Origin of the sequence: Streptomyces flavofungini (assembly GCF_030388665.1) — a bacterium.
Classification (GTDB): Bacteria; Actinomycetota; Actinomycetes; order Streptomycetales; family Streptomycetaceae; genus Streptomyces; species Streptomyces flavofungini_A.
The window spans coordinates 6,427,070-6,445,119 of sequence record NZ_CP128846.1; the positions used below are offsets into that span (position 1 = coordinate 6,427,070).

21 protein-coding genes are annotated in these 18,050 nt (G+C 66.5%); 17 read left to right on the forward strand and 4 right to left on the reverse strand.

The window, feature by feature from the left end; all coding sequences use genetic code 11:
- Nucleotides 1-18 precede the first annotated feature (18 nt).
- From QUY26_RS27330 to QUY26_RS27385, 12 genes are all read left to right on the forward strand, one after another.
- Nucleotides 19-417: a hypothetical protein gene (locus QUY26_RS27330; protein WP_289951152.1), complete on the forward strand. Its 399-nt coding sequence runs from the start codon at nucleotides 19-21 to the stop codon at nucleotides 415-417.
- The gene (locus tag QUY26_RS27335) at nucleotides 417-830 is read left to right on the forward strand and encodes a hypothetical protein (RefSeq protein WP_289951153.1); all 414 of its coding nucleotides are present in this window, start codon (nucleotides 417-419) and stop codon (nucleotides 828-830) included. The genes QUY26_RS27330 and QUY26_RS27335 overlap by 1 nt, the downstream gene beginning before the upstream one ends.
- Nucleotides 830-1,264 carry a hypothetical protein gene (locus tag QUY26_RS27340; RefSeq protein ID WP_289951156.1) on the forward strand — a complete coding sequence of 145 codons (435 nt, stop codon included), beginning with the start codon at nucleotides 830-832 and terminating at the stop codon, nucleotides 1,262-1,264. The genes QUY26_RS27335 and QUY26_RS27340 overlap by 1 nt, the downstream gene beginning before the upstream one ends.
- Nucleotides 1,265-1,396: 132 nt before the next feature.
- Entirely contained in the window at nucleotides 1,397-1,906 is a 510-nt protein-coding gene (locus tag QUY26_RS27345; protein WP_289951157.1) for a hypothetical protein, read from the forward strand.
- On the forward strand, nucleotides 1,903-2,511 hold the full coding sequence (locus QUY26_RS27350; protein ID WP_289951158.1) for a hypothetical protein: 609 nt from the start codon (nucleotides 1,903-1,905) through the stop codon (nucleotides 2,509-2,511). The genes QUY26_RS27345 and QUY26_RS27350 overlap by 4 nt, the downstream gene beginning before the upstream one ends.
- 26 nt (nucleotides 2,512-2,537) lie before the next feature.
- Nucleotides 2,538-2,840 (forward strand): hypothetical protein, encoded by a 303-nt coding sequence (locus tag QUY26_RS27355; protein ID WP_289951159.1) that lies wholly within the window; start codon nucleotides 2,538-2,540, stop codon nucleotides 2,838-2,840.
- A 3-nt stretch (nucleotides 2,841-2,843) separates the two neighbouring features.
- Nucleotides 2,844-7,169, forward strand: coding sequence for a phage tail tape measure protein (locus tag QUY26_RS27360; RefSeq protein ID WP_289951160.1), 4,326 nt, complete (start codon nucleotides 2,844-2,846; stop codon nucleotides 7,167-7,169).
- Nucleotides 7,169-8,056 carry a phage distal tail protein gene (locus QUY26_RS27365; RefSeq protein WP_289951163.1) on the forward strand — a complete coding sequence of 296 codons (888 nt, stop codon included), beginning with the start codon at nucleotides 7,169-7,171 and terminating at the stop codon, nucleotides 8,054-8,056. Before QUY26_RS27360 ends, QUY26_RS27365 begins: the two co-directional genes overlap by 1 nt.
- 11 nt (nucleotides 8,057-8,067) lie before the next feature.
- Nucleotides 8,068-9,000: a hypothetical protein gene (locus QUY26_RS27370; protein WP_289951165.1), complete on the forward strand. Its 933-nt coding sequence runs from the start codon at nucleotides 8,068-8,070 to the stop codon at nucleotides 8,998-9,000.
- On the forward strand, nucleotides 9,000-10,088 hold the full coding sequence (locus QUY26_RS27375) for a hypothetical protein (protein WP_289951167.1): 1,089 nt from the start codon (nucleotides 9,000-9,002) through the stop codon (nucleotides 10,086-10,088). Before QUY26_RS27370 ends, QUY26_RS27375 begins: the two co-directional genes overlap by 1 nt.
- Entirely contained in the window at nucleotides 10,085-10,318 is a 234-nt protein-coding gene (locus tag QUY26_RS27380; protein WP_289951169.1) for a hypothetical protein, read from the forward strand. The genes QUY26_RS27375 and QUY26_RS27380 overlap by 4 nt, the downstream gene beginning before the upstream one ends.
- 52 nt (nucleotides 10,319-10,370) lie before the next feature.
- Nucleotides 10,371-12,011, forward strand: a complete 1,641-nt coding sequence (locus tag QUY26_RS27385; protein ID WP_289951171.1) for a hypothetical protein — start codon at nucleotides 10,371-10,373, stop codon at nucleotides 12,009-12,011.
- 357 nt (nucleotides 12,012-12,368) lie between these two features.
- On the opposite strand, the gene QUY26_RS27390 is transcribed toward QUY26_RS27385, so the two are convergent.
- From QUY26_RS27390 to QUY26_RS27400, 3 genes are all read right to left on the reverse strand, one after another.
- Nucleotides 12,369-13,100, reverse strand: a complete 732-nt coding sequence (locus QUY26_RS27390; RefSeq protein ID WP_289951173.1) for a hypothetical protein — start codon at nucleotides 13,098-13,100, stop codon at nucleotides 12,369-12,371.
- A 351-nt stretch (nucleotides 13,101-13,451) separates the two neighbouring features.
- Entirely contained in the window at nucleotides 13,452-13,676 is a 225-nt protein-coding gene (locus QUY26_RS27395; RefSeq protein ID WP_289951175.1) for a helix-turn-helix domain-containing protein, read from the reverse strand.
- Complete coding sequence (locus QUY26_RS27400; protein WP_289951178.1) at nucleotides 13,676-14,320, reverse strand: DUF2975 domain-containing protein; 645 nt, start codon at nucleotides 14,318-14,320, stop codon at nucleotides 13,676-13,678. The genes QUY26_RS27395 and QUY26_RS27400 overlap by 1 nt, the downstream gene beginning before the upstream one ends.
- Before the next feature lie 166 nt (nucleotides 14,321-14,486).
- Here QUY26_RS27400 and QUY26_RS27405 point away from each other — a divergent pair, with 166 nt between their 5' ends.
- The 3 genes from QUY26_RS27405 to QUY26_RS27415 are packed head-to-tail and all read left to right on the forward strand — an operon-like array spanning nucleotide 14,487 to nucleotide 15,960.
- A complete protein-coding gene (locus QUY26_RS27405) occupies nucleotides 14,487-14,807 on the forward strand; it encodes a hypothetical protein (RefSeq protein ID WP_289951179.1) in 321 nt (106 codons plus the stop codon).
- A gap of 36 nt (nucleotides 14,808-14,843) precedes the next feature.
- Nucleotides 14,844-15,689, forward strand: coding sequence for a peptidoglycan-binding protein (locus QUY26_RS27410; RefSeq protein WP_289951180.1), 846 nt, complete (start codon nucleotides 14,844-14,846; stop codon nucleotides 15,687-15,689).
- A gap of 28 nt (nucleotides 15,690-15,717) precedes the next feature.
- Nucleotides 15,718-15,960, forward strand: coding sequence for a hypothetical protein (locus QUY26_RS27415; protein ID WP_289951183.1), 243 nt, complete (start codon nucleotides 15,718-15,720; stop codon nucleotides 15,958-15,960).
- Nucleotides 15,961-16,041: 81 nt separating this feature from the next.
- On the opposite strand, the gene QUY26_RS27420 is transcribed toward QUY26_RS27415, so the two are convergent.
- Nucleotides 16,042-16,245, reverse strand: a complete 204-nt coding sequence (locus QUY26_RS27420) for a hypothetical protein (RefSeq protein ID WP_289951185.1) — start codon at nucleotides 16,243-16,245, stop codon at nucleotides 16,042-16,044.
- A 113-nt stretch (nucleotides 16,246-16,358) separates the two neighbouring features.
- Between QUY26_RS27420 and QUY26_RS40970 the strand changes: the two genes are divergently transcribed.
- Both QUY26_RS40970 and QUY26_RS27430 read left to right on the forward strand, forming a co-directional pair.
- Entirely contained in the window at nucleotides 16,359-17,279 is a 921-nt protein-coding gene (locus QUY26_RS40970) for an Eco29kI family restriction endonuclease (protein ID WP_354670709.1), read from the forward strand.
- 212 nt (nucleotides 17,280-17,491) lie between these two features.
- Nucleotides 17,492-18,004, forward strand: coding sequence for a hypothetical protein (locus QUY26_RS27430; RefSeq protein ID WP_289951188.1), 513 nt, complete (start codon nucleotides 17,492-17,494; stop codon nucleotides 18,002-18,004).
- Nucleotides 18,005-18,050 lie beyond the last annotated feature (46 nt).

The following is an 18,050-nucleotide window of genomic DNA, read 5'->3' on the forward strand; positions in this document are numbered from 1 at the left end:
GAGTCCTACGCTCGATGCATGAAGATCACTGATGGTGTGGCCGATGAAGCCCATCAAGTCCGCATAGCTATGGACGGCAGCAAGACCATCGAGGTCGACGGCATCGACTACTCGCGGGTGGTCGCTGCCTACACCCTCCATCAACAGGCCGGGGGGCCAGCTGAGTTGGTGATCCAGTGCGCCTCGGGGCGAACGGTCCCCGCCTTCGACGGGTACGCGCGCGTCGCCGTCGGTGTCCCATACGAGCCAGGGGAGGCCGCAGCGCGCTTCCTGAGCGCCATCGATGCCAGCTTGCTGGAGAAGGCGGCACTGGCGCGGCCGGATCTCGACGGCGGACAGCACGGATTCACCAAGGCAGTCCTGGCGCAACTCCAGCAGTGGGCACGGGGAGAGTTCACCGAAGAGGGGCGAAGCTGATGGCCGGAGGCTCGCGCCGTCGGGGCGGCGCGACCTCCAATGCCCCGCAGATCGCCGCCCGAATCAACGCCCGCGCCGCAGCAGCCCTGCCCGCGGTCGCCGGTGTGGTGCAGCATCACGCCATGCTGCTGGAGACCAGGATTAAGGCCCACGCCAGCGGGCGTCCCGGCCCGAACGCGCCGACGGGCGACTACCGGCGCTCCTGGACCCACGAGATCAGCAGCAACGGCCTGGCAGTCCAAGCCACCGTCGGCACGAACAAGCCGCAGGGGCGGCGGCTGGAGTACGGGTTCGTTGGAGCCGACAGCCTCGGCCGGATCTACAACCAGCCCCCATTCCCGCACGTGGGACCGGCCGTTGAAGAGATCCGTCCGGCCTTCCTGGCGGCCCTGCAAGCGGCGGTGGGCGACTGATGGCCGTATCCGGACGGATCATCAGCCTCGCCGTCCAAGCGATGCTCAGCAGCGCGACGGGCCGATCCTGCGGATACGGATCCGCACCCACCACCAGCAGCACTCCGACAGGGGCGGCCGTGCCGTACAGCGTCCTGTACCCCGTTGGCTCGACCAGCGACGGGCCCCCGTTCGGAGACGCCAGCGCCGATGCTCGGATCGTGTACCAGGTGACGTCGGTGGCCACCACAGCCGAGCAAGTCGAGTGGATGGCGGACAAGGTGCGCATCGGGATGCTCGCCCAGACCCCGCGCGGCTACGCCCATCCGATCACGCCTCCCGGGTACGTGGTGATGTCCCGCGAGCTGGACAAGGAGGAAGGCGTGACCGCTGCGAGCGGCGTATACAGTTACATTCAGCGGTTCGCCATCGAGGTCACCACCCTCGTCGCCTGACCGCAGAACCTCACCGCGGAGGCCCATCGCGGACGCCCGGCCACTCGGCACGGGCCGACTCCCAGCTTGATTTGTTGGGGACGGGCCTGCCGTGCACCGGGGCCGCCTTGGTCCCCGGAGAGTGAGAGTCGCGTGGCCGCCACGCAGCAACGCTTCATGCGCCGAGGGACCACCCTCTTCTATTTCCTCCAGAAGATCGCAGCCGACGACAACGTGCCCACACGAGCGGAGTTGGCCGCAGCCAACGCCACCGACTTGTCGGGCACCATCTCCGACGTTGAGGGGTGGTCGCTGGAGAACACCCCGATCGACACCCCCGACATGGGATCGACGTTTGCGACGTCGATCCCGGGCGAGGACAAGGCCGACAACAGCAGCCTCACGTTCTACGAGGACAAGGTCACCGACACCGTCGAGACGCTGCTGTCCAAGGGGGTTGTCGGGTTCATCGTCATTCTGCGGAAGGGGGATGTACCGGCGTCCAAGTCGCTCGATGTGTTCCCTGTCCGCGTCGGCAGCCGCAGTGCCTCCTACAGCACTGGCTCTGAACCGGCGAAGTTCAAGGTGACGTTCGGCATCACCGAGGAGCCCACGCTCGACGCCGCCGTGCCGGCCAAGAGCACCGGAGGCGGCACCGCGTGACCGCGATGGTCCCTGAACCTCCGGCGGCTGCTGTCGCCCGCGACCCTCACTGGTCGGCGAAGATGTCCCGGCTGAAGGCCAGGAAGCTGCCGGAGCGCGCCCTGAGGCTGTGTGATGACGACGAGGCGAAGAAGAACGCCACCGACGCCGCGTTGGAGTTGGCCAAGGCCCGCACCACCGCCCGCTCGGCGTCCGTCGAGCAAGGCGTGGCGGAAGCCGAACGCGAGCAGTGGATCACCGCCCAGGCCGAAGTCGTCGCCGCGCAGCTCCAGCTCGACGACGCCGAACATGCCCTGGCTGACGCCACGGTGGTCCTCACCTTCCGCGCGCTGCCCCGACCAGCCTGGGAGCAACTCCTTCGCGACCATCCGCCCACGGAGGCCCAGGCCGACCAGGGCATGGAATACAACATCGAGACCTACCCGGCGGCACTGATCGCTGCCTGCCACATCGAGCGTGACGACACCGGCACCGAAGTCGCGGGGATGACCGAGCAAGAGGCTCAGGAACTTCTCGATGCCTGGCCGGACTCGGAGGCGAAGGCCTTGTTCACCAGCGCGCTGGTGGTCAACCAGACGCTCAGGGCCGACCTGGGAAAAGGCTGATCTCTGATGCCGGATTCCGCGCGGAGATGGAGGTCTGCTCCACGTACGGCATCCCACACTCCCAGTTCACCGGAGCCGGGGACGGCCGGTGGACGGCGCTCGACCGCGCGAAGGCCGTCGCCTACCTCGCCTACGCCAGGTCTGTGTGCGAATCGTGCGGAACCCGCGCGCAGGAATGGGACGAACAAGAAGGAGGCGATCGGTTCGCGTACGTCACCGACACCCATCGGTGCCTCGGCTGCGAGCTGATCGCGATGGAGCAGGAACAGGTTCCGGACGGTCCGGAAGGCCGCGGGGTGAAGGTCGGGCTTCGGCCCAGGAAGGCGTAGCCGGTGGCTGGGGCCTACACCCTCTACGTTCATATCCACGCCGGAGTCGCAGGCCTTGTCGGTGGCCTGCGAACCGCCGCCGGCCACGTCACCGCGTTCGGCGGACAGATACGCCGCCTCGACGGCGACCTCAACCAGCTCGCCACGCGCTCGGACCAGACCCGCCGCGCCATGGTCACCGGCTTCACCGTGGCGGGCGCCGCCCTCGGCGGGGCCTTCCTCATCGGAGTGCACAACGCCATTGAGCTCGAAAAGCGGATGGCGAACGTCATGACGATCTCCAAGGAGATCAACAACACCAACATTGAGGGATTCACCGACCAGATCATCGAGCTGAGCACCCAGCTCCCGCAGACCGCCGACCAGCTCGCCGAGGGCCTGTACCAGGTCGTCTCGACGGGATTCGATGGCTCGGACGCGATGACGATCCTGAAGGTCGCCGCTCGCGGAGCCGCCGCCGGTCTGACCACGACTGAGACGTCCGCGCGCGCTCTCTTGGGCGTGCTCAAGGCGTACGGCATGGACGCCTCGCAGGCCAGCGACGTCATGGACGTCATGTTCCAGACCGTCAACTACGGCGTGGTGACGTTCGACGAACTGGCCCAACAGCTCGGCGACGTCATACCCATGGCCTCTGCCGCCGGAGTCGAGTTCGACGACATCAGCTCCGCCCTCGCCGCCGTCACCCTGACCGGCATTCCCGCGGCGGAAGCGGTGACGGCGCTCAACATGCTGATGACGCGGATGATGAAGCCCACCCGCGAACTCCAGGACATGATCAAGGGCTTCGGGTACGAGTCCGCAGCAGCCGCCCTGGAACAGGACGGCCTGTACGTAGTCATGCAGAAGGTCCGTAACGCCACAGGCGGCAGCGCCGACCAGCTCGTCCCCCTGCTGAAGGACATCCGCGCGGTGCGGGCGGCCCTGGCGCTGTCGGCCGCTGACGGGCAGAACTACGCCGACACCTACAAGGGCATCAGCGTCGAGGTTGAGCGGGCGGGCGCGACACAGCGGGCGTACGCCATCCAGATGGACACCACCGCAGGCCAGTGGAGTCTCTTCCGCAACCAGGCCGCCGCCCTCGGCATCGACATGGCCCGCGTTCTCCTCCCCGCCCTCCAGGCCGTCGGCGAGTACGCGAACGTCCTGGCGGGCGCGATCAACGACCTGCCCGGCCCCGTGAAATCCCTCATGGGCGTCCTGATCGGCCTGTCGGCTGCCGCGCTGCTCGCGAAGGCCGCGTTCCTCCGGTTCTCCGTCCAGTTGGCGACGTTCCGCACCCAGCTCGCGGCAGCACGTGCCGGAGGGTCGATGATGCCCGCTGTGCTCAGCGGCACGGGCATCGCCGTCGCAGGCCTCACCGCCCTGCTGGCGATTGGTGTCGGCGCGTACGCCGCGTACTCGGCCAGCAAGCAGAAGGCGAAGGCCGCCACCGAGGAGCTGGTCACCGCTCTGCGCAAGGAACGCGAGGAGGGCGAGCAGGGCGCGGGTCTGCGCACCCTCACGGAGCAGTTGACCAACAGCGATGACGTTGACCAGCTCAAGGAGGCCGACGTCGACGTCAACCGTGCCATCGACGCCATCACCTCGGGCGGCAAGAAGCTTCAGCGCCTCAGGGACGAGCTGGACCTGAAGAAGACCGAGTCGTGGGAGACCATTCCGGGCGGCGGCTGGACTTACGACGTCGACTTCGACCGGGCCAAGAAGGTGTTGAACAAGCAGCACAAGATCTGGTCGGACGCGGTCAAGAAGGAGAACGAGCTCGCGGCCAACATGGCCGTCGTCAACAACAAGATCAAGGCCAACCGTCGGGAGGCGGCTGGCGCCTGGGACATCACCCAAGGGCTGCCGACGGACAAGAACGGTGCTCCGCAGTTCACCGACCAGATGGAGGCGATGGCCAAGACCCTCGAATCCATCGTTGACCCTGCGAAGGCGTGGAAGGCCGCCCAGGACAACGTCGCCGCGGCCAACCGGAAGGCTGGCCGGTCTGCCGACGCCTCCAAGGCTTCGCTCGCCGACTACGTGAGGGAACTGCGCAAGCAGCTCAAGGCCCAGCAAGATTTCCAGCACAACCTGGGTCTGCTGGCATCCGAGGGCCGTCTGGATCTCGCTGATCACTTCTCCAAGCTCGGACCTGACTCGGCGCCGATCCTCGGCGAGCTCGTCAAGCAACTCCAGAAGGGCAAGGGGAGAGTCGCTGACGAGCTTGAAAAGATCATCTTGGAGTCGGCCGCACGCTCCACTCCCGCATTCCGTGCCGGGCTGGAACAGCTCCCGGCGATCTCTGCGAGATACGGGAAGAAGGTTGCCAAGGCCTGGGCCGACGCCGCGGCGACCAACGACCCCGGCAAGCTGTCTCGCGTCATGCGGGACATGGCCGTCGCGGACATGTCCAAGGCGGCCAGGCGCCTTCCCAAGGCCGCCTCCGCCCAACTTGAGAAGGGCATGAAGCTCCTCTCCGATGTGTCCGCGCGCTTCGGCAAGGAGGCCTCTACCTCGCTCGCCCAGTCCTTCCTGAAGGGCGACATCGAAGAGATCCGCTCCCAGCTCGGCTACTTGTACGGCGCGGGCCTGCCGATCAGCGCCCCGGACCTGTCCGCGGTGGTGGGCGCGTTCAAGTCGGCTGGCTCAACTTCCCACGCCGAGTGGTCCGGCATGCTCACCCTGATCGTGGCCGTGGCGCAGAAGAAGGGCAGCGCCGCGGCTGCCGCGCTGACGAGTGCCCTGCTGTCGGGGGACATGGCGGCCGTGCAGACACAGCTCGACGGCATCGGCGCCTCCGTGGAACGGATCCCCGGCTCGAAGACGATCACGATCAGCGTCAACCGGCCCTCGTCCGTCATCATCCCGATCATCGGCAGGGCCACGCCTACCTCGTGGGACCGCGACGCCAACTTCGTGCCGGACTCCATCCAGGCCCGCAAGCACGCCAACGGGGGCGTGATCGACTACTACGCCGACGGCGGGGTCCGCCGCCGAGAGAATCACGTCGCGCAGATCGCCCGAGCTGGCACGTGGCGGGTGTGGGCGGAGGAATCCACTGGAGGGGAGGCATACATCCCTCTGGCTCACAGCAAGCGTCCTCGCTCCCGCGCCATCGCGGAGGAGACCGTGAGGCGTCTGGGCGGCAAGGGCGTTCAGTGGTACGCCGAGGGCGGCCTGTCCGGCTGGTCGTATTCGCCAAACGGCCGTGCCGAGCTGTCCGACGTGTCGTCGATCCACTCGGACTCCATGCGGAAGGTGAAGCGGGGCAAGGGGAAGAAGAGGAAGGAGGTCGAGATCTTCGACCTTCGGCTCTTCGAGAAGAACCTCGATCGTGCTGCACGTCAGGCAGGGCGCTGGCGCAGGGACCTGGCCACCGTCGCCCGACGCGCCGGCCAGGATGTTGCCGACGCCCTGGAGGCCATGGGCGAGGACGGCGTTCAGCTCACCAGGAAGATGGCCAAGGGATCGAGCAAGTACATCCGGGAGATGGCCAAGGACCTGGAGAAGCTCGGCGTCATCGCGAAGGCGAGCATCGGCGACTTCACCAGCCAACTCCGCTCGGCAGTCAAGGACCAGACAGCTTTCGAGAAGAACCTGTCGAAGCTCAGCGCCATGGGCTTCGGTGACCTGGCCGGGATGCTCGCCGACCAAGCCGACGAGGACGCAGCGGAGATCGCCGCCCAGGCCGTGAAGTCCAAGTCGAAGGCCCGGAAGGCCAACAAGGCAGCTAAGTCCGCAGGGAAGGTCATCCCCGACGACGACCTCCCCGACCTCGTCGCGATCATCCGCGCGATCAAGAACAGCAAGACCGGCATCCATTCCGTGGCCGAAGCCACCGAGCTGGACGAGGACCGCATCATCGAAGTCGCGACGCTCGGCCGCTCGCGCATCAAGAACGCCCTCGGCTCGAAGGCAAAACGCTTCCTCAGCGATCTCGGCAAGGCGAAGAAGGGTCTGGCCTACCTCAACGGAGGCATCCTCACCCCAGGCATCTACGCCACCAGCAACGGACTGGTCCGCTTCGCCGAACCCCAGACCCAGGGCGAGGCGTTCATCCCACTCGGCGGGGCCCAGCGGAACTCAGCGATCGCGGTACTGCGGGATGTGGCCACACGCTTCGGCTACGAGCTGACCCGCTCCGGAGTCACCGGCCCGATGCGACTCATCGACGCTCGCCCACGGGGCGTCACTCAGGTCGTCGTCGTACGAGAGCAGCCGTCCGCCCTCATCGGCTCGATGCCCGTCACCGTGCACGGCAACGCCGCCCCCGCGGCCGCCGACCGCGTCGGTGTGGAAGTGATGAGGCGCCTTCGCAGCGCCCAGCGGGGAGGACGGATCTGATGGCCCAGATCACCGTCAACTTCGCCGGTGTGCCCATGGGGCCTGGAACTCCCTACCTGATCTCGGAGATTAGCGGTCTGGGCACACCGGAGCTGCGAACACAGGACGTCGAGCTGGCAGCCGACGACGGCGCGTTTCCCGGCGCCGACTACTACCAGCCGCGGGTGGTGATGATCGAAGCAGGCATCAGAACGCCCGGGGACCCGGCAGCGGCTACCGACGCTCTGGCCGAACTGCACCGTGCCGCGTCCACTCCGTCGATCCGCCGGGACGCGGGGGACCTGGCCGTGCTGCGCGTGCGCTGGCCAGGACGGAACGGAACCCGTCGACTCTACGGCCGGGTGCGCAGGGTCGAGACCGCCACCATGAGCAAGGTCAACTTCGGCTGGATCCCGATCACCTGCGAATTCGTCGCCACTGACCCGCGCTGGCACGGGGAGCCGGAGAAGACCCTCTCCTTGCCGCTGACGATCTCCACCAGTTGTGTCGGCTTCAAAGCCCCGCTCGTGGCGCCCATCACGACCGGAGTGGTGGAACCGGAGCGTCGCAACGGGTGGGCCATCAATGACGGAGACCTTCCGGCATGGCCCTCAATGACCATCCAGGGACCCGTCAGTAACCCCCGCATCGACTGCCAGGCCACCGGCCGCACCATCGCCCTGGACTACTCGATCAAGACGGGGGAGACCCTGCGCATCGAAACCCGCCCCGGAACGCGGTGGGTTCTCCACGACGGCGCGAACGCCAGCTTCGCTCTCACGCGCAACTCACGACTGGACCGCTTCACGCTCCCCGACGGCTGGTCCCACATTTCGTGGACCGGCAGCGACTACACCAACTCCACCCGCCTGACCGTCGCCTGGCGCGACGCCTACACCGCCCTCTAGGAGAAGCAGCCATGGCTCTCATCCAGCCGCCTCTGATGGTGAACGGCGCCACCCACTCGGCACGCGTGATGCGCATGATGGCCCGCAACCTGGCCCGCGCCTCGCAAGGCGTCGTCGAAGGCGACGATCTGCAGGTCCGGCAACTGGTGACGCCAGGAGACGGCGTACGTGTCGGCGACGGCGCCGCGATCATCACCGGTGCCACCTCGCGCTCCCAAGGTTCCTACACTCTGTTCAACGTTGGCGACACCACCGTCCCGATCGCCGCCACCGGCAGCAACGAACGTAACGACCTGATCATCCTGCGGGTCGAGGACCCTGAATACGAGGGCACCCTCGACCCGATGATGGACGCCATCGGCCACTACGAAGTGGTGTCGGGAGTGTCCGCTAATCAGACCTCGGCCCCGTCGGGTTACACGGCGATCCCCCTGGCGCGCCTCAACATCCCCCCGCGCACGGCCACCATCACCGACAGCATGATCACCGACCTGCGGCGCATCGCGAACCCCCGACGGGACCGAAGGCTCCACACGTCCTTCCCCTCCTCGCTGTCCAAGCTGACGTACCAGGACGGCAAGTGGCACAAGTGGCCTACCGCTGCCTCCTGGCAGATAGCGATCCCTCCGTGGGCCACCTCGGCGAAGGCGATTGTCACGATCGCCGGACTGCGTATGTACGACAACGACATCTGGGCCAAGATGCAGATCGCCCTGGGCGGCGACCTGGGCCAGGACACGATCATCGACGACAACCAGGGCACGCCCGTGCGACGGCAGACCGTCGTCATCGCCGACAACATCAGCATCTCGTCCGGCCAACGAGGCACCACCCAGCCCCTGTACCTGCAGACGTACATGTACAAGCAGGAGACCGGGAACCTGTCCGTGGACGCTGGCACGTCGATCATCCTGGACATCGAGTTCAGCGAAGGCCTGCGCTGATGGCCTACCGGTACATCACCGCCCGCGCGCTCACCGGCGACGTGCTCACCTGGGACCTGCCCATGAGCGACGTAGAGTTCGGCCCCGCGCTGTCGGCCGCGGGCAGCTTCTCCGGCGCGGTCGCCCCGAGGCTGGCCACCCTCGTGCGAACCCAGGTCGACGCCGGGGACACCTGGCTGTACGTCGAGCGCGATGGACGCCTGATGTGGGGCGGCCTCATCTGGCGGGCTACCCCCGAGGGCTCGCGGCTCACCGTGGAGGCGGCCGGGCCAGGGTCCTACCCGCACCGCCGCCACGACCTCCACGGCAACCTCGCAGGCCGCGGACCATACGTCTACGCCGACCCGTGCCGCGTCATCCGGGACGTTTGGGCGTACCTCCAGGATCAGCCGGACGGCGACCTCGGAGTGATCGTCGACTACACCACCTCCAAAGCCAAGATCGGCACCCCCAGCGACCGGTACAGCATCGACTGGTGGGAAGCCCCGGTGCTCGGCGACGTCATCGAGGACATGGTTCAGGTCGAGGGCGGACCGGAATGGACCGAGACCGTGTCCTGGGCGGGGGAGAAGCCCCGGAACCGCATCCGCCTCGGCTGGCCCCGCCTCGGCACCCGCCGCAGAGACCTCACGTTCACCACAGGCGTCAACATCATCGAGCCCGTCTCCGTCGAATACGACGCCGACGAGGCCGCCCAGGTCGTCATCGGCCTCGGAGCGGGCGAGGGCCGGAGCCGGCGGCGCGAGATCAACGCGGTACGCACCGGGCGCCTGCGCCTGGAGCACGTACTCGAGTTGCCCTCCGAGAAGGGCAAGGACCGCCTCGCAGCACGGGCGCGCACGGAGCGCATCGCACGCCAGGTGACCGGCGAGGTCACCGAGATCACTGTTCGCGATCACCCGGCCGCGCCGATCGGCTCCTGGCAGATCGGCGACGAAGTGCGTGTCCGCGTCCACGACGACTGGGCCGACTACGACATGTGGTCGCGCATCGTCTCCTACCAGATTCGCCCCGGCGCGGAGGACAGCGAACGGGCAGTGATCCAGCTCCAGCGCGCCGACCGATTCACGTACGGGGGCGAGACATGAGCAGAGAAATCGCCTCCCTTGCCGCCCGGGTCGCCGCCCTGGAGAAGCAGCTCACCCGTACGACCCGTACCGCGAAGCTGGCCCATTCGTCGATCGAGGGCGGGGCGGTCGAAGTCCACAACCACGTGGGTTCCCTCACCGGGATCGTGGGGGTGCAGCCGGACGGCACGACCGGCATCGTCGCCGTGAACGGCACACCTCCCCCCCACACCGAGCGCACCCCTCGTTGAAGCAGGCGTCGCTGCCGTCAAGGTCACCTGGGACGGAACGTTCACCGACGCCGTGTCGGCGCCGCTGGACCTGGCCCGCGTACAGGTGCATGTGCTGCCCGATCCCACGTCAGAGCCCGATGTACGTAGCCCCGCGGCGACGATCGAGGCCGCATCCGGGGCCACAGTGACGATCGGGGTCACGGGCTACCAGGCCGTGTGGGTGCGGCTCACCGCCCTGAACACCTCCGGCAACCCAGGCGCCGCCTCACCGGCCACGCCTGCAGCGCCTCGCCGCGCCGATCGAGACGACCTCGCGGCCGGTGCTGTCGAACTGACCCACCTGTCGGGGGCACTGGCTGACTCCGTCGCCCAGGGGTTCGCCGACGCCACGTTCAAGCCCTCCACCTGGACGGTCGTCGGCCTCGGCTCAGGAGCCTCGTGGACCGTCGTCGGCTCCCTCGACGCGCAGAGCGGTGGAACGGTCGGGCAAGCCACCGGGGCCGTCTCCTTGGGAGGACGTGTCCGCATCCCCTACGAGCCGACCACGCTCTACCGCGTGTCCGTCCGCGTACGCACCACCACTCAGGCGGACCCAGTCGCACCGGACACCGTCTTCCTGGGGCTGCTGGGGTACGCCGCTGACGGCACCACCCTCGTCAACCGCAACGGCGAGCCCTCGCTGCTGTCGCAGAACTACAGCGCGGCCGCCGGCGCGAGCGTCGCCGCTACGTCTGGCTGGACCACGTACACCGGATATGTGAGGGGCAGAGCCGAGCCCGGCACGAGCGGTCCGAACCGGGACCTGCGGAACCCGGGCACCATGCACGACTACGTCCGCTACATCAGCCCGTACGTCCGGCTCAACTACGAAAACAGCCTCGGCACGATGCAGGTCGACTGGGTGTCCGTGACCGCGGTGCAGACCGGGCTTGTCACCGTCGACAACCTCGCCGTGGGCTCCGTCCGTGCCGAACACCTGGACGCGGACGCCATCAACGGCAAGACCGTCACCGGCGCCGTCGTCCAGACAGCGACCAGCGGGCGGCGCCTCGTCATGAACCCGGCGACACGCGACGGCCAGCCCGCCCTGGAGATGCACTCCGGATCCCGGGCTGAGATCGCACCCGGACGTGTGCGCTCAGAGGTCCTCGACATGGGGTCCTGGCTCCAGCCGGAAATCTCCGTCGAGTCCCCTCTTGTCGGTGGATCACGCGCTGGCATCACACTCCGCTCGCCAGAAGTGGACGGGCAGGGCCGGGTGAGGATTGAGCCCTCCGGCCAGACCGACGGGCACGCCCACGTCACCGTGGAGAACGGTGGCCCCGGCGCCGACTCGACAGTCACGCTGTATGGATCACGAGGCAGTAGAGCGGGACGCGGCTACCACTCCGTCATCGTCAAGGGCAGCGGCGTCACCGTTCACGGCGGCACGCGCCAACTGCGCTACGTCGAGGGAGTACTGAGCGTGCCCAGCATCGCGACGGGTGCCGTCACGATCACGCCGACTCCGAACGTGCCGACATCGGTGACCGTGAGCGGCCTCGACGTCGCAGGTAAGGCCCATCACGGGTTCGTGACCGCGGCCTCTTCCGTGCCCGGCACCGTCGAGGAGTGCACGGTTACCAACGTGAGCGAAAGGGGCCTGACGGTGTGGGTGAGACGCAGCAACAGCACGGCCACGAACATTGCCTACCTGATTATCGGGAGCTGACAGCGTGACTTACGCCGCCGAACTGCACGACTGGCCTTCAGTCCTCTTGGTAGCCACCTGCCGAACACTCGGCTGTCCGGCGGAGGGCACCCCTTATGAGGGCCTGTACTACGAGAACCGGGAGCCTCCGACATATCGAGGCCAGTGCGGTCAGTGCCAGCGCCCCGTCAATGACCTGTCCCCACCGAGAGGGACGCCAAATCGCCTACCTGGAGCATGAGTTGAGCTAGGCTCGGCGAGTGGTTCTCATGGGCGTCTGTTAGCCCGCCCTATTCCAGGCACCCGCCATGGAGCGGGTGCCTGGAATACAAAGGATCAGGTTGCCTCGGGTGAGACACCGGGGCAACCGATGAGAGGTTAGGCGTTCTTAAGGTAGTCGTATCGGAAGCCGGTCTCATCGCACCGTACGTGCTGCCGCTTGTCGACTTGAACCGTAAGACCAGAAACGGTGATCTTCCCATTCCAGGTAACGTATGCAAGGGCGTTACCCGCCTTGGAGATCCACTGCTCCTCTGGCTGGTTGTCGATAATCACGCCAGGGTTCCAGTTCTTTATCCTGGCTGCCACGTTGTAAACCTTGGTTACCTTGCTTGAACTTGCGCGGTACCACTGGTCCAACTTGTATGTGGTCACCTTGATGCCGAAGACCTTCTGGCTTCGGTGGGACCAGCATTGCCAGTCGCCAGCCGTCCCTGCGGCGCTCAACTCGCCCTGGCTCGGCGCTGCAGTCTGCTTCGCGCCGGTCTCCGCCTCTAGGGTGACGTCCCCGCCGGCGAGCTCGACCTTAGAGGCAGGGGCAGCCTCCGTGGCGGCATCCGCCATGGCCTTGGCTATCGCTGAATCGTTGAGGTAGCCGAGGAACTTCTGCTGATTCTGCGGGGACAGTTCCTTGAACTGGCGCGCGATCTCGTCGGCTTCGGTGGATTGCTGAGCGGCAAGCCAGGCGACATATGATGCCGATTCGGCAGACATCGGGCTGTCAGCCGCCGAGGCTGGCGCGACGGAGGTCGCGACACTAGCGACGAGCGTAGCGGCGATGAGGGCTGCCTTGCCTGCAGCGCGGGGACGTGCGATGGTGCTGACTCTCACGGGTGCCCTTTCAAAGGGGTGTCTGTTGCCCCGTGGCGTCCTACCGCCACGGGGCCCTTTTTGCTCGCACGACGAGATGAAGGGCATTCCAGGGCGCAGGACGCGCGGCAGTGCACGCACGTATCCCGAAGCTTCGATGTATCCCCCTCACCCGGCCGGTCGTGCCGAGCAGGGAAAACTTAACTCACGGCCTAGTCCGTGGTGAAGCTTTTGTGAGAGAAGCGGCTTGATCTTAATGATCTTTCCTGGCGATCTTGGACAAACTCCCCATCTGGTGGCGGTGTTACCTCAAGGGGGCCTCAAATAGTGGTGTCTGGATGGCCGATTCAACTCTTTCGGACCGCGAAGCGTTCAACGTTGATGGCTGAGCAGATCGCCGGGCTGGCAGTCCAGCACCTCGCAGAGGCGGGTCAGGGTGCTGAATCGGACAGCCCGCGCGTGGCCGTTCTTGAGGATCGAGAGGTTCGCGTGCGTGACACCTACATGGTTCGCAAGCTCAGTGAGAGTCATGCCTCTCTCTTCGAGCAGCCTGTCCAGATGGACCTCTATCCCGTGCTCCTTCTTGTCCTGCCCCATCAGACTGTTCCGGCAAGGTCTTCACGCATGCTCACCCCGATGCGCATGATTCGGGCGAACGAAAAGATGCCGAGCCCGGTGAAGATTGCCGTGAGCGGGAGGTCCCACATCCATAGTCCGGAAGCGGCGAGTACGCCGCTGTCGCGGCTCAGCGAAGCGGCAAGGGCCGTCTCGGTCACGGAGCCGACAATCGCGGCAAGCACGCTTCCGGCCAGTAGCCACCATCCGAGTGTGCGCAGCCGTCCCGCAGTCTGCGCGGTGTAGAGACCGTCTCGCTCTGCCCCTCTGATCAACCGCGTGATCAGCAGGAGGGCGCCAAAGAAGTAGACGAGGGGGGCCAGTTGATGTGCCGAGCTGAGCAGGCCCTGGAGTGCGCTGGGGTCTTTCGTGCAGTAGCGGGGGTGGGCGGAGAGGGTCACTGATGCTCCGGGGGCTGGCTGGACATCATCAGTGAAGGGCTTCTGGCCGGTGCTGATTTTAGTGGCTTGATCAGTGGCGCAAACGGATTCGCCGCCGATGCCGAGCACGGTGATGTTGACGAAGGGTGCAGCCAGCAGAGTTGCGACGATCAGGGTGGCAACCACGGTCACAACGATCCTCACTGTCGTTGACATCGGCTCCAGTGGATTGCGCGGCGTTGTCATCGGGCCACTCCATCACTCTATCGTTTTTCGATGTTATCGATAAACGATAGAGCGTCGTGGGTGTCGCTGACAACCTCTGGTCCTGCTGGACGTGGGCTTAGCAGGTTGGGCTGCTCGTGAGAGCCCCTAAGCTGAGAGACGGCGTGGGGCGCGATGGAGGGCTCACGTGACTGCGCCTAACCAAGACCCCACCCCTTGGGAGCTGCTGCGCGCCATGCAGCAGATGCGCGACGACCTGCGTGCCGACTTTGCTGAACTCGGGGCACGGCTCGCGGAGATGGTCACGAAGATCCAGTACGACGCCGACCGGCGTACTGACGAGATCCGGATCAAGAACCTCGAAGACGACGTGGCGGATCTGGGGCGTGCCTGGGAGGCAGAGCGAGAGGCCGCCCGCGGCGCTCGCCGCCTGGCGCTCACTGCCCTCGTCGCCCCGGTCGTCGTTGGCGTTGCCGTGGCGATCCTCGTCAGCGTGCTCGAACTGTAAGTCCACACTCGGCGCGGGGGAGAAGCAGGACGCGCCATGCCGGAGCTCTGGCTCCCCAGCGCCGAGCGGCATCCGCTCGGCGACACCGCACCGACCGACGCCCAGTACGACCCCCGGGTGATCTGGCACATCACCTGGGACAAGAACGGTTCGCCCACGAAACCGCTGGACCGTGTGCCGTTCGACAACCTCGTCCGGTACTTCACCGGCGCAGGCAAGAGCGCCGCCCCGCACCTGCTGTGGGACCCCTTCACCGGCCGCACCGCCCAGTTCTACCCCGCCAACAGCCGCTCGAAGTCCGTCGTGGACACCGCCGGCGGCACCCGCACCAACCGCACAGGCCGCGTCGTCCTCCAGGTGGAGACCCTGTTCTTCCCCTACTGCCGAGTGGGAGGCATGACCTACCGCACCGTCAGAGAAACCCCCGGCAAGGGCCTCGACGAGATTCTGAAGTGGGCCCGGAGTTGGGGAGTGCCCGACGTGTGGCCGATGGGCACGCCCACCTGGAGCGCGAAGCGGAGCGAGAGTGTCTGGCGGCGCCAGGGCGGTCACTACGCCCACGCTCACGTGCCCGAGAACAGCCACACCGACCCTGGTCCGATGCCGAAGTGGCCCACCAAGGGACCTAAGCCCAAGCCGGGGAGGCCTGCGTTCCCTGGCCGGGACTCCTTCGGACCCGGCAAGTCGAACGCCTCGGTGCTCCTCCTGGGGAAGCAACTCGTCCGCCGGGGCTTCGGCAAGCACTACCGCGTCGGCCCCTCCCGTGAGTGGGGCGAGGCGGACCGGCGCAACGTCAGGGACTTTCAGCTTGCTCAGGGGTGGAGCGGGGCGGATGCCGACGGGCTCCCGGGGCCCGAGACCTGGCGCCTGCTTTTTGCCTGACCGGCCCTACCGAACAAGGAGACACCCTGTGAACCTCTACGCCTCCCTCATCCGAACCGGGGTCCCTGCCGTCGCCGGCTGGCTCGTAGCCGTCGCTTTGCGGTACGGACTCAATCTGGACGAGGCCGCTGTCACCAGTGTGATCACGCCGGTAGCGATCTTCATCTACTACGCCGTGTTTCGTTTCGCGGAAATGCATCTGTCCCCGCGCTTCGGGTGGCTTCTCGGCTACGCCCGCCCTCCAAAGCAGGAGCTCCCCGCGATCCGATAAGACGCCTGCTGGTGGGCGTCCGACGGTGAGGGCCTGTCCAGTGAAGCCTGGACAGGCCCCGCCTGGTCTCGTGGTCAGCGATCAGGCCATGCGGATCACGAGGCCCGCCATCGAGGCGCTCAACGCCAGACAGGCCCCAAACGCGGTACCAGCCTTCATCAGAACCGCTGGCAGGCGGTTGCCGCCGAGGTGGTGCAGGAAGCCTGCGATCCCTCCGCAGATCAGAGCCAGGAGCAGGGCCACTACCGCGCTCAATACCCAGATAGCGACGTACTCGTGCGACACCATTGCCTCCTTCGTCGATGTCCGGACCCACCCTCCCCCCGAGATCGGCAGTTTTTGTTCACGGTGTGCAATGCTGGACAGAATTGAACACGGTGAGGCCGCAGGGAAGGTGCATGGAGAACGACCCGCTGTCTCAACTGGCAGATCGGCTCACGGAGTTGCGGCTCAAGAGAGGCTGGAACGTCAAGGAGCTCGTTGCCAGGTGCGCGCCCCTGAGTCGCGGGACAGTCAGCAAGGCTCTCAACGCCGGTAGTGGGGGAAAGGTCCCAACAGCGGATACGGTCGTCAGGATCTGCCGAGCTCTCGGAGCTGACTCGGCTCCCTTGCTTGAGCTGGTCAGGCAGGCTAGGGAGGATCGGCGGACCCCTCCCCCCGGGCCGCGGGCAGAAGACCGCAGTAGGCAGTTCACGCGAGAGCCCGAGGTGGAGCCCGATGGCACGGAAGGCGCCTTCGCCCTCTTCAATCCGCTGCGACGTGAGAATTTGGAACGAGCGGTTCAGTGGGCGCTTGAAAGCGCGCCCCCCGTTCCACTCGTCTCGTTTCCAGAAGCGCCCATCGACGGTCTCTACGCGCTGTACTACACGGGGCCACACCCGCTGTACCGCCCGGTGTCGTCGCCAGCCTGCACTGTCCCTGTCTATGTAGGCACGGCCAGACCGGGGTGGAACTCTCGTGGCCAGCTGGGCCTGCGAGGCCATATGGGCCGAAGACTGGAGCAGTACCGTAAGTCACTCGATGAGGTCGAAGACCTCGATGCTCAGGATTTCCAGGTGCGCTACCTGCCTGTGGAAGAGATCTGGATGGATGGCCCAGAGCGGCTCATGCTCGGTGATCACCGCCCGGTATGGAACATCGTCGTACGCGGCCTGGGAGTCCACCCCCACGGTGCCGGGGCACGAGCGGGCCCTCGGACGCAATGGGATGAGCTGCACCCGGGCAGGTCGCGGAGTAAGGGGCAGGGTGTGGCCAGACTTAGCCGCGCGGAGCTGAGGCAAGCGGTACGGCAGCACTTTGCCAGGACAGCGAAAGAGTAAGGGCTGAAGGAAGAGGGCCCCCGCCTCACGGCGGGGGCCCTCGACCTCTTGGAAGCTCCAGGGTACCAACGGACGAGAGACGTAGGACACCACTCGGCGCCTGGTTACAATCTATATGCATAAGGCATCTTGACTGGGAGGCAACGGTGGCAAGCGGGGACGCGAGGATGGGAAGGAAGCCGTACCTGGCGGGTGGGGCTGAATTCGCTGCCTTGTACGGCGTCAAGCGGCTCCAGGTCAGCCAGTGGATCAGCCGGGACCAGACGCTCGACTACCGGTACGCGAAGATCATCAGCGGTTCGCCCTACTGGCTTCTCTCCTTCGCCCGGCGATTCGGGGAGACGACTCCGCGCCCGCGGCAGCTCAATACGGTGGAGCTCGCGCGCCTGGAGGCGGAGCAGTCGCCCGGTCGCTGGGTCAGTGAGGTCAGTGAGCTTCCCCCGCTCGTCGGTCAGGCCGAGCTGGTGGAGCTGTTCCGTCTGCCGTCCAGCGCGCTTCTGCGGAACGCCGTGAAGTCGGGCCGGTTCCGGCCTGCCGACTACACGCTGTCGGGGTCGCCGATCTGGCTTCTGGAGCCCATCGTCGACGACGTGCCAGCTCTCCAGGCAGGGGCGCGTGCGGTGGACTGGTCCATGGAGGAGAAGATCCTTGCGGTCTTGCGAGATGGGACCTATGACGGTCCCGGCTCGAAGATCATGCCGCGCGGCCGCGCGGCGAATCGCTGAGTAAATAATCGCAGGTCAGGATCATTTGATCTTGATCTGTAACCTC

Bases quoted from the DNA above. Each gene is read 5' to 3' on its own strand.
- QUY26_RS40970 (WP_354670709.1), top strand. From the start codon at position 16,359: ATGGAGAACGACCCGCTGTCTCAACTGGCAGATCGGCTCACGGAGTTG.
- QUY26_RS27400 (WP_289951178.1), bottom strand. From the start codon at position 14,320: ATGACAACGCCGCGCAATCCACTGGAGCCGATGTCAACGACAGTGAGG.
- QUY26_RS27330 (WP_289951152.1), top strand. From the start codon at position 19: ATGAAGATCACTGATGGTGTGGCCGATGAAGCCCATCAAGTCCGCATA.
- QUY26_RS27365 (WP_289951163.1), top strand. From the start codon at position 7,169: ATGGCCCAGATCACCGTCAACTTCGCCGGTGTGCCCATGGGGCCTGGA.
- QUY26_RS27410 (WP_289951180.1), top strand. From the start codon at position 14,844: ATGCCGGAGCTCTGGCTCCCCAGCGCCGAGCGGCATCCGCTCGGCGAC.
- QUY26_RS27335 (WP_289951153.1), top strand. From the start codon at position 417: ATGGCCGGAGGCTCGCGCCGTCGGGGCGGCGCGACCTCCAATGCCCCG.
- QUY26_RS27370 (WP_289951165.1), top strand. From the start codon at position 8,068: ATGGCTCTCATCCAGCCGCCTCTGATGGTGAACGGCGCCACCCACTCG.
- QUY26_RS27380 (WP_289951169.1), top strand. From the start codon at position 10,085: ATGAGCAGAGAAATCGCCTCCCTTGCCGCCCGGGTCGCCGCCCTGGAG.
- QUY26_RS27395 (WP_289951175.1), bottom strand. From the start codon at position 13,676: ATGGGGCAGGACAAGAAGGAGCACGGGATAGAGGTCCATCTGGACAGG.
- QUY26_RS27340 (WP_289951156.1), top strand. From the start codon at position 830: ATGGCCGTATCCGGACGGATCATCAGCCTCGCCGTCCAAGCGATGCTC.
- QUY26_RS27375 (WP_289951167.1), top strand. From the start codon at position 9,000: ATGGCCTACCGGTACATCACCGCCCGCGCGCTCACCGGCGACGTGCTC.
- QUY26_RS27355 (WP_289951159.1), top strand. From the start codon at position 2,538: ATGGAGGTCTGCTCCACGTACGGCATCCCACACTCCCAGTTCACCGGA.